Annotated in this window: 9 protein-coding genes and 1 tRNA gene; 3 read left to right on the top strand and 7 right to left on the bottom strand. The window is 67.1% G+C overall.

The genetic code is table 11. The features are described from left to right. Nucleotides 1-585 precede the first annotated feature (585 nt). Both tnpC and WA805_RS07080 read right to left on the bottom strand, forming a co-directional pair. Nucleotides 586-2,052 (bottom strand): IS66 family transposase, encoded by a 1,467-nt coding sequence (tnpC, locus tag WA805_RS07085; protein ID WP_425241935.1) that lies wholly within the window; start codon nucleotides 2,050-2,052, stop codon nucleotides 586-588. Nucleotides 2,053-2,283: 231 nt separating this feature from the next. Continuing rightward, nucleotides 2,284-3,153 carry a PHP domain-containing protein gene (locus tag WA805_RS07080; RefSeq protein WP_425241936.1) on the bottom strand — a complete coding sequence of 290 codons (870 nt, stop codon included), beginning with the start codon at nucleotides 3,151-3,153 and terminating at the stop codon, nucleotides 2,284-2,286. Between the two features lie 224 nt (nucleotides 3,154-3,377). Between WA805_RS07080 and WA805_RS07075 the strand changes: the two genes are divergently transcribed. Beyond that, on the top strand, nucleotides 3,378-3,752 hold the full coding sequence (locus tag WA805_RS07075) for an Imm10 family immunity protein (protein ID WP_425241934.1): 375 nt from the start codon (nucleotides 3,378-3,380) through the stop codon (nucleotides 3,750-3,752). 445 nt (nucleotides 3,753-4,197) lie between these two features. Here the strand turns inward: WA805_RS07075 and WA805_RS07070 are convergent, their stop codons facing one another. Together WA805_RS07070 and WA805_RS07065 are read right to left on the bottom strand one after the other, a co-directional pair. Next, nucleotides 4,198-4,791, bottom strand: a complete 594-nt coding sequence (locus WA805_RS07070; RefSeq protein WP_425241933.1) for a PASTA domain-containing protein — start codon at nucleotides 4,789-4,791, stop codon at nucleotides 4,198-4,200. 218 nt (nucleotides 4,792-5,009) lie between these two features. Continuing rightward, the gene (locus tag WA805_RS07065; protein ID WP_422274313.1) at nucleotides 5,010-5,504 is read right to left on the bottom strand and encodes a YajQ family cyclic di-GMP-binding protein; all 495 of its coding nucleotides are present in this window, start codon (nucleotides 5,502-5,504) and stop codon (nucleotides 5,010-5,012) included. A gap of 162 nt (nucleotides 5,505-5,666) precedes the next feature. On the opposite strand from WA805_RS07065, the gene WA805_RS07060 reads away from it, so the two are divergent. Next, a tRNA-Tyr gene (locus WA805_RS07060) sits at nucleotides 5,667-5,751 on the top strand. A 571-nt stretch (nucleotides 5,752-6,322) separates the two neighbouring features. Here the strand turns inward: WA805_RS07060 and WA805_RS07055 are convergent. From WA805_RS07055 to WA805_RS07045, 3 genes are all read right to left on the bottom strand, one after another. Beyond that, the gene (locus WA805_RS07055) at nucleotides 6,323-7,099 is read right to left on the bottom strand and encodes an ABC transporter permease (protein ID WP_422274315.1); all 777 of its coding nucleotides are present in this window, start codon (nucleotides 7,097-7,099) and stop codon (nucleotides 6,323-6,325) included. Next, nucleotides 7,096-8,103 carry an ABC transporter ATP-binding protein gene (locus tag WA805_RS07050; protein WP_422274317.1) on the bottom strand — a complete coding sequence of 336 codons (1,008 nt, stop codon included), beginning with the start codon at nucleotides 8,101-8,103 and terminating at the stop codon, nucleotides 7,096-7,098. The genes WA805_RS07055 and WA805_RS07050 overlap by 4 nt, the downstream gene beginning before the upstream one ends. Before the next feature lie 261 nt (nucleotides 8,104-8,364). Next, nucleotides 8,365-9,036: a TetR family transcriptional regulator gene (locus tag WA805_RS07045; RefSeq protein WP_422285848.1), complete on the bottom strand. Its 672-nt coding sequence runs from the start codon at nucleotides 9,034-9,036 to the stop codon at nucleotides 8,365-8,367. An 88-nt stretch (nucleotides 9,037-9,124) separates the two neighbouring features. On the opposite strand from WA805_RS07045, the gene WA805_RS07040 reads away from it, so the two are divergent. Continuing rightward, a partial coding sequence (locus tag WA805_RS07040) for a hypothetical protein (RefSeq protein ID WP_425241932.1) occupies nucleotides 9,125-9,396 on the top strand: 272 nt, incomplete at its 3' end.

The following is a 9,396-nucleotide window of genomic DNA, read 5'->3' as shown; positions in this document are numbered from 1 at the left end:
TTATGGGGCGCGCGAAGCGCCTGGTGCTGCACTGTCTCCCCGACCGTGAATGCGCCGCTGTGTATACCGGCTGCCGCTGCACTTCGGGCAGACCTGCAACTCTCTGAAAAGCTTGGAATCTTCATCTTCCACATCGGCGTCATGAATATGCGTAGCGGCCAGAAATTGATCCGTCCCGGTCTTGGTGAAAGGGCTACGCGATTGCTGCGCATACTTCATGTCAAACCCTACGGAGGATCGTGGGACACGGGGAGGCTTGCGACCTGCCATTGCAGCCTTCAGTACCCACATCTGGCCGCAGTCAAGGCAGGTCCGTTCCACCATTCCGCGATTGCGAAAAGGCCATGGCATGTAGCAAAGTGTACGCTCCTGGCAGCCCGCCGACCACCGCTAGCCGTCTGCTCTCGCACGGGGTTAAACCTGGTCGGTCCCGTGATCACCCTGCCTGCGTGGCCGGATACGGTGCCATTCCCGCAATGCTTCGCGCGCGGCACCCCAGAATATGAGTCATTGTCGGGTAAGCATTCAGGCGTGCGGACTTGAGTTATCTTTACGTGGCGTTGTGTAGCGGGTTTCGGGCGCGGATCAATTGATCGCGGGGACGGGCGGTATCCACGGGTTTCCGGCGAGGGCGTCGCGGATGGCGGTGAAGACGGCGATTCCGTGCTTGACCGCGGTGGATGCGTAGCCGCGGATCGCGTACCGGTCGCGGGTGGTTTTTACCGAGCGGAGCCGGCCGCTGATCTTCTGCTGGGTTTTCGAGGGCCGCAGGTCGCGTTCGGCCTGGTTGGAGGTGGGCGGGATGGCGGTGTGGGTCAGGAACCTGAGCACGTCGGCTTCGCGGTGCCGCAAGCATTCCAGCAGCATCCGGGCCGGCGGCTGCCTGCTCTTCGCGCCGGGGACGCGGCGGACCTCGGATAGCCCGACGGTGACGCTGCGGCGGAACGGCGTCAGGCGCTCCGCGGTCATCTCGGCGGGCACGGCGCTCAGGCCCTGGTCGCGGGCCGCGTTGGCGGCGTGGATGAGGCCGCGCAGGGCTTCTGCGATCTGGCCGGGCCAGATGGCATCCGGGTAGGACTGGGCGGCGTCTTCGAGATCACGGAGCAGGTGCTGGCAGCACAGCTGGTGGCTGATCGCGCCGAAGGAGTCGTAGTTGACGTACCGGTCGTGCACGACCACGGTGCCGTGCAGGTCGCTGTAGACGAAGGCCTTGAAGGAGGCCAGGTCCCGCTCGCCGAGGACGTAACAGGTCAGCAGGTTCGTACACGCGACCTGCAGGTACTTCTTGCGGGACTTCGGGCCGGGGCCCACGCGCACGGGGGTCTCGTCTCCGCAGATGACGCGGGCGAGGAGGATAAGCGCCCGGATCGCCATGTTCGCCGCGGCCACCGCCTGAGCGGCGCGCTCCAGCAGGCTGTGCACCCACCCGTCGCTGGGGCGGGTCCCGGACATCGACTCGATGATGTCCGCGCACCGCTCGACGGGGATGTGGTGCATCACCAGCAGGAACACGCACCAGGCCTGGAAGTTCAGCCCGTAGGTGACCGTGCCCGGCGCGCCCGCTGCTTCCGCGGGCGCGTCCGCTACCTGCACCTGGCCGCATGCGCACCGGACTTCGTGCCGGTCATGCTGGACGGTTTCCGCCCGTGCCTCAGGCAGGTCGGTGACCTGGTGCGAATACCGCACTCCCAGGTCAGCCGCGCCGGACAGGTCAGCACCGCACGTGCACCTACCCTGCGGGAAATGATCGATGATCGTGTCCGGGTCCTGGCTCCAGGCCAGGTACGCGCCTGGCGCGCCCGGCTGCTTGCCGGGCTTGCGGCCACCTCCGCGGCGGGCCCTGCGCTCCGGCGGTTTCCTGCCCGGCAGGTCATCCGTGCTCGGCGGCATCGATGAGTTCCCCGAGTTGCGGGAGATCAGCCGCTTCAGCCGCGCGACCCGCTCCTCCAGCTCCGCGATCTTCGCGTCCTTGTCCTCCAGCAGCATCCGCAGCCGCCTGTTCTCCGCGCGCAGCGCATCCGCGTCATACGGCACACCGGGCGCATCAGGCACACCGGCACTACATCAGAGGCGGCCAGCCGCAAGCAACACGACACGTCCAGCCGGCCGGCAAACTCCCGCAACGCCCCGGGGACACCAGCACCACCCTGCGGCCACAGGTGTCCCGTTCAGCCGGACACCCGCGACCCGGCGCCTCCCGCCTGCCGGGTTTCCAGCAGTCACCCTGAACAGCTGGAGTAGGCCATCTGCCCGGTTCCGGTGCCGCGTTGCTGGTGCCGAGGGTCATGCCGGGAATGAGTTCCGGCCCCAGGGACCGCACGGGTCCCTGGGGCCGGCGGCGAAGCCAGCGGCCTCGGCCATATGCGCGGCGTCAGCGAAGCCGGCCGCCAGTGCGGCCGGGTCGTGGGCGTCGCTGGCGAAGGTAATGGCCTGGCCGCCTTCTTGCCGCCACCAGGTGAGGATCAGGGGATGCAGCGGCACCTTGGTGTTGACTTCGAGGACTTTCCCGGCGCCGGCCAGGGTCCGCAGCACGTGCCGGTACTCATCCTGGAACTCGCACGGATCGCAGGGCCGGGCGTCTTGCGGCCAGCGGCGGACCGGGTAGTCGATGTGGGCGAGGACCTCGAAGGCATCGAACTGGCTGATCAGTGCTGCGGTTTCGGCCAGGTAGCCGCGCAGGACCTGGGCCGGGGCCTGGCCGCGGAACTGATCGGAGACCACGGTGAAGCCGGTGCCTGCCGGCGCAGAGTGCACGGCGGCCAGGACCCGGTCGAAGCCGCCGTCGCGCAGCAGGGCCGCGGCCCGGCCGCAGTGCCAGTGGGGTTCGCTCAGCTCGACGCCGGACAAGATGCGCAGGCCCGGGAATCGTTCCCGGCAGCGGCGCAGGCAGTCCTGGTAGCCGTCCAGGTCGAGCGCGGGCGGGGTCAGCACGCCGTCGCTGACCAGCTGACGCCACTCGCCGGGGATCTTCTCGCCGGGTCCCAGCGACCACGGAGTGAAGTCGGCGTGCTCGGTGAACGCCACCGCGGGCAGCCCGATCTCCACCGCGCGCTGGCAAGTGCCTTCCATCGATCCGGCCAGCGCGTCCCACGACCACTGACTATGCACATGGCTGTCGGGCGGCAGCACGGCGGGCCCGGTATCCGATGCCATCTCCGTCACGAGACCATGATCAGCCCTGACCCAAGGGCAAGGTCAACTCAGGCACCGGGCACCAGGACGCCGACCAGACGAGGCCGAAGAGCGGAAAGCTAAAACTCCAACTGAACAGACAACAGGGCTGAATGTTTACATTGTCGGCGTCCGGCCAGCCAGGACAAGGAGCGAGAATGCAGGGTCATGGGCAGCAGGGATGGGCACCAGCGGTCGTATGCCACGTGGGCGACTACGACAGTGACCTCTACGTAGTGGCGATCCGCGAGACTGACGCTCCGGGCTCCTGGTCGCTGTCGTTCACGGAATGCCGCGACGGCGACGATCCGCAGGAGATCAGGCTCGGCATGGACACCTACTGCCTGGTGGTCGATCCCGGGCAGGCGACTCACTACGGCGGTATCCGGGAGTGCGAACTTGACGGCGGGCGGCTTCGCCTTACGCTCACCGAGGAAGCTGCGGGCAGCCTGGGTATGCCGGCCGATGTTACCCTCGCCCTGGACCTGACCCCCCAGCAGGTTGACCTGCTCAGCAGGGGACTGGCGAGGGTGCTAACCTCTGGCCGCGCTGACGCGATCCCGCAGCGACTTCGCGTCTGACCCCAAGCAGGCGCGTGGTCCCATGGCGCCCCGGACAGGCAGCGGACCGCGGTTAGCGTCACGTACAGCCCCGCCACTTGACAGAAATAAGAGCGTCAGGTCCGGTCGGCACCGGTCGGCGACTTGGCACACGACACGGTCGGCGACACGGTCGGGTCGCATCAGGAGACACCAGGAGACAGCTTCTGTCCGGCTCCGCTTGATCTGCGACACGTGGCGTCACTTGATGTGCGACATGATCCGGTCCGGTGGATCCACGCTCGGTATCTGGGTCGTCCCGGAATTACGGTCATCTGTTGGGCGCGCGTTCCCGTGACAGCAGCGATTTACGATCTTAAGAAGCGATTTACGATCTTAAGACAGGGTGTCATTAACTGGAGATCGCCTCACCGGAATCATCAGAACGCGCCTATGCAGGCCGACGGTTCCGATGGTCCGCAACTACCTAAGTTCCGGTACTGCGGCGCGGTGGGTGCCAGATCTCCACTGTCAAGGTGCTCGATCGGCGCACCTTCGTGCCAGGCGGTGGAGACTGATCAACAACTAGCCCCTCAACGGGCATTGGCTGTGCGGTGAGCCGGACCATTTCCAGGTGCAGGCCAAGATCACCGGCAGCGCGCAGGCACGAACGTGTGAAGAGCCCGCGAAGGTCCGGCAGAATGACCCGCCGCGCGGGACCGGGGTGCGCGGTCATTAGGTCGGCCAGCGCCGCCATCGCCATATCTGCGGTGACACCCCTATACTGCTCCGCGCCTGGCCCCGAGGGAACCGGTGCAGGCTTGTCGAGGCCGTCTGCACTTCCCCAGGCGCCGATCTCTTCGTCGTACCGCTGCCGGGCTGCAGCGTCACGCAGAATACGCCAGGCTCCATCCACAGCGGCCCGTGCAATGTCCGCAGCCTTCAGCACCTTCGGTGGAGCGCCGGCGAACATCTGCGGGTCCAGCAGCCGCGTCCGGGCCTGGTAGGCAGAATGCACCTCGCCCGGCGAGGCGCCCGGCAAGACACCGAGCACGTCATACCACGTCAACACGCTTGCCATAGCACTCCCGTGCCCGCGACCGACCGGTGAGACTAGCACACCTGACCGGATTCCTCCGTGGCTACAGATCGACTTCGATTGCCGCTCATGGCACTCGCCTGAGCGTGCTGGCCCGGAGCCGGGCACGGTGATGCGACCCTCGGCAGTGTGCCCCGGATGTGCCTGACAACCGGCCCCGAAAGAGAGCGCGCGGCTAGATGACCTGTACGCGGCCTGTTTCAGCGGTAGTTGGTGAACTGGAGAGCGAAGTCGAAGTCCTTGGACTTGAGCAGGCTGATGACGGCCTGCAGGTCGTCCTTTTTCTTCGACGAGACCCGCAGCTCTTCTCCCTGGACCTGCGCGCGGACCCCGCTCGGTCCCTCGTCCCTGATGATCTTGGAGACCTTCTTCGCGTTCTCCTGGGTGATGCCCTCCTTGAGGACGATCGAGATGCGGTACTCCTTGCCGGACGCCCTCGGCTCGGCAGGGTCCAGGTGCTTGAGGGAGACCCCCCGCTTGACGAGCTTGTCCTTGAAGACGTCGAGGACCGCCTTAGCCCGCTCCTCGCTGTTGGCGCGGATTTCCACGCCGTGCTCGCCCGACCAGGCGATGGACGCGCCTACGCCGCGGAAGTCGAACCGGTTGCTGATTTCCTTCGCCGCCTGGTTCAGCGCGTTATCGGCTTCCTGGCGGTCGATCTTGCTGACGATGTCAAAGCTGGACTCGCTAGGCATGACCATCAGGTTAGACGGGTACGGAGCCTGTCGTCACACCGGACGCTCCGGATTCCGGTGTGCGCGGCGGCGGGGACACCGGCAACGATGCCGGAGGGTCCGCGTCGCAACCAGTCGTGTTGTCCGCTATTCTTCTCTCTGCCGCCCCACAGGGCGGTGCTTGGCAGGTTGCCCGAGTGGCCAAAGGGAGCGGTCTGTAAAACCGTCGGCTCAGCCTACGTTGGTTCGAACCCAACACCTGCCACCATCAGCGAAAACGGCCCCTGGCCTGCGATGATCGCGGCCTGCGGGCCGTTTCCTCATTGTGCCGCCTTGTTGTATTATGTGCCGTCTCGCAGTGGTTACGGACATATAGCGGACGGATCGGGGGCTGAGGGAGCGGTTCACGGCACCGCCGGTTCCGGGCGCCATCCTGGCCAGGAGCAGCGGTTAGGCGGTCTAGCGCACCGCATGCCGCCCTTCTTATGGTTCCGGCAGTGCCGTCCCGCTGCAGCCCCGACGGTGCGAGGCTGAGGGTATCTGCGGCGCTGGCTCCGCGAACTGCCCGGCGAGCGAGGCGAGGCTGAGGTTGCCGTCAGGCCCCCGCGGGCGCCGTGATGGGCGGAAGTCGTTGCTATGCCGTCACCGGGGCAATGTAACTGCCTGGCGCTGTGCTCCAGCTGGGCACGCTTGTGATGTGCCCCCGGGGCATCAGCCTGGTGCAGCTCGGGACCCACCTCAGGCTGACCTATCGGTGACCTGGACAGGTTTCCTGGCTGACCTCGGGGTCCTTCATTGGTCCGGCGGCTGGCGCGGGCCGCGCTGCCGCGGTCACCGTGCTACTCCCACCTGAAATAGCGCTTGGCGAGGAACCCGAAAACCACCGCGTATCCCGCGAGGACCAGCAGCGGCTGCGTGGGCGGGAACTGGCCCACCCACGTGTCTCCGATCGCCTGCACGGCCGCCCCGAGCGGGGTGTATTTGCTAATGTCCTGGATCACGGTCGGCATCAGCTGCACCGGGAAATACAGCCCGGAAAAGAACAGCATCGGGTAGAGCGCCGCCGCCATGAGGCCACGGGCAGCGCCGGCGGTCCGGGCCAGGGCCGCGATCGACAGCCCGATCGCGAACAGCGCGGCTACGCAGAGTGCGATCGCCAGCACCATTGCGGCCGGATTCTTCGGGGCTGTGATCCCGAAGAACACGATGCTCACCGTGACAACCAGGACCAGCGTGACCGCCATCAGGAACGCCTGGACGATCATCTGCGCGGCTAGCACCCAGTACGCGGGGACCGGCGTCGTGGAGAGGCGGCGCAGGATGCCGAGTTCACGGTAGGAGACCAGCGGCCCGGGCAGATAGGTGAACGCAATAAGCGCTACCGAGAAGCACATCAGGATCGGGATGTAGACGTCGAATGGCGAATAGCCGCCCAGGCTGCTTGACGGCTTCTGGAACGCCGGGATCTCGCCGAAAATGACCAGGAGCAGCACGGCGATGCCGGCGCCGGCAATCATCCCGGCCGGCTGCCGCCAGGCCAGCCTCGCCTCGTTGAGCACAATATGGGCGAACGCGGCGCGCGGCGCGCGCGGCCGGGTAAGCGTGAGTGCGGTCATGACTGGGCTCCTTCTTCTGCCTCGTGCAGGTTCCGTCCGGTGAGCCGCACGAAGGCGTCCTCCAGGGTGGACGCGTCGATCCGCACATCCGTCGTCTCGACGCCCGCCTCATGCAGGGCGACGATCACGGCGGTGGCGAGTTCGCCGGTACCGGTGACGGCAATGTGGCGGCCGTCGTGCTCGATCGCGGTGACGTCCGGCAGGCGCGTCAGCAGGCTTTCGTCGAACGGTCCTGACGGCAGGAACCGGACGGTCCTGACCCCGGTTGCCTGCGCAGCCAGGCCCGCCGGCGTGTCCAGCGCGACAATGCGGCCGGCGTCGATGAGCGCTACCCGGTCGCATAGCCGCTCGACTTCTTCCATGAAGTGGGTGACCAGCAGGACCGTCGTTCCGCGGTCACGGACGCGCTCGATGAGTTCCCAGGCATCCCGGCGGGCTTGCGGGTCGAGCCCGGTTGTCATCTCGTCCAGGACCGCGATCCTGGGCGATCCGATGAGTGCCAGCACCACGGACAACCGCTGCTGCTGGCCGCCCGACAGGGACCGGTAGTAAGCGTGGCGCTTGCCGGCCAGCCCGAGCACCTCCGCCAGCTCCCCGGTCTCGGCGGGATGGCGGTAGAAGGACCGGTACATGTCGATGATCTCGCCGACCCTGAGCTTGGCCGGAAAGGCGCCCGACTGCAGCTGCACTCCGGTGATCTCGTGAATCCGGGCTTTGTCGGCCTGGGGATCGATGCCCAGCAGCCGGATAGCCCCCGAGTCCGGGGCCCGCAATCCGATGGTGCACTCGACAGTGGTCGTCTTCCCGGCCCCGTTCGGGCCGAGGATGCCGAAGATCTCCCCTTCGGCGACCGAGAACGAGATGTCGCTGACCGCGATCACGGGTCCGTAGGCCTTGCGCAGATGCGAGATCTCGACGGCCGGAGCGCCGGGGCCATGTGGATCGCTGCCCAGAGCCTCGGGGGCTCCGGGATCGCCTGCGGCTGTATCGGTGGTTCTTGGCATGGCTATCTCCCAGCTGGATGGTGCCGCTACGAATCAGGCCGCCAGAGCCCGGCGGATTAATCGAGAGAAGGCGTTTGCACGCCTTGGCGGGGGCCGGTCGGGAAGACCAGGCCCCGCGCGGGTCAGTTACAGCCCGCCGAGCAGGTCGCGGAAGGCCTGAGTGTAGGCATCGAGCGCCTTGCGGCCGCGGCTGGTAAGGGTAACCGTGGTCTTCTGCGTGGAGCCGTTCTGGTCTTCTCACTGCTGGGATAGTCGGCTTCCTCAAGCTTGCGCAGTGGCGGCTGGTGGGGGCCTGACGTCGTATCCGGCCAGGCCTGCGGCCAGCAGGTCTAGCGCTTTCTGGCAGTCGGCTTGTAGGGCCCGGGCGAGCCGGCGCGGGCCGGCGGGGTCTGCCGTTATTCGCTGTCGGACGTAGTCGAGGACGGCCCGGTGGATGCCGATCAGGGTGTTGGCCACGACTTGGGATGTCAGGTCGTCGGGGCTGGCGCCGGTCTCCTCGGCTAGGAGCGCGGCGAGCGAGCGAGCGTAGCGGGCGAGGATCTGCTGCTCGCGGGCAGTCAGCGCGGAGCTGGACGCGATCAGCCGGGAGACCGACACCAGGGCGTCGGCGCTGGCCGGGTCGTCGGCGGCGAGCAGGCCGCGGGGCTGCAGGATAAAACGCCCGAAGGCCTGCAGGACCCCCTCGCCGGGCGGGCGGTCGCGGACGGCCTGCAGGAGCTCGTCCTCGAAGGCTTCCAGTCCCTGGTAGATGAGGTCTTCCTTGGTCGGGAAGTAGTTGAACACGGTCGTCTCGGACACCTCCGCCGCCCGGGCGATCTCGGCCACGCTCACGTTCTCGAAACCGCGCCGGGCGAACAGCTCCAGGGCGGTGGCCGCGATGAGCTGGCGGGTCTTGTGCTTCTTGCGCTCCCGCAGCCCCAGTTCCTCATCCATAGTCTGAGGTTACCAAAAAAATATTGACGCAGCAAGATTTGGGTGACATCATTTTCCTAGTCGCACCAAGTTAGCGGAGAGGAATGTGATGGCTCTTAACTCCCCGACGACCCGCCGCCCGGTCCGCCGTCGCTTCGCCCGCGATCACCCGGCCAGCCCGGAGTCGGCCGGCCCTGAGCGGGTCACCGGCCGGCAGCTGTGCGCCGGCCTGGGGTGGTCGGCCGGCCTGGCTGTCCTGCTCGCCATCGCGATCACCGGGGTCGCGCGGGCAGCCGCCCCGCACTGGGCCCGCACCGAGGGGCTGACCGTCGCGATCGTCGCCGCGGTCTACCTGGCCGTGATCGCCGGCCTGACTATCGC

This window comes from Trebonia sp., from assembly GCF_049794275.1.
In the GTDB taxonomy this organism is placed as follows: domain Bacteria; phylum Actinomycetota; class Actinomycetes; order Streptosporangiales; family Streptosporangiaceae; genus Trebonia.
The sequence above is the reverse complement of the archived record's forward strand: the minus strand, read 5'-3'. Positions and strand labels throughout refer to the sequence as shown.

What these genes read in the sequence shown, in the direction of transcription:
- WA805_RS07070 (WP_425241933.1), bottom strand. Translation starts at nt 4,791, where the DNA reads ATGGCAAGCGTGTTGACGTGGTATGACGTGCTCGGTGTCTTGCCGGGC.
- WA805_RS07065 (WP_422274313.1), bottom strand. Translation starts at nt 5,504, where the DNA reads ATGCCTAGCGAGTCCAGCTTTGACATCGTCAGCAAGATCGACCGCCAG.
- WA805_RS07050 (WP_422274317.1), bottom strand. Translation starts at nt 8,103, where the DNA reads ATGCCAAGAACCACCGATACAGCCGCAGGCGATCCCGGAGCCCCCGAG.
- WA805_RS07045 (WP_422285848.1), bottom strand. Translation starts at nt 9,036, where the DNA reads ATGGATGAGGAACTGGGGCTGCGGGAGCGCAAGAAGCACAAGACCCGC.
- WA805_RS07055 (WP_422274315.1), bottom strand. Translation starts at nt 7,099, where the DNA reads ATGACCGCACTCACGCTTACCCGGCCGCGCGCGCCGCGCGCCGCGTTC.
- WA805_RS07080 (WP_425241936.1), bottom strand. Translation starts at nt 3,153, where the DNA reads ATGGCATCGGATACCGGGCCCGCCGTGCTGCCGCCCGACAGCCATGTG.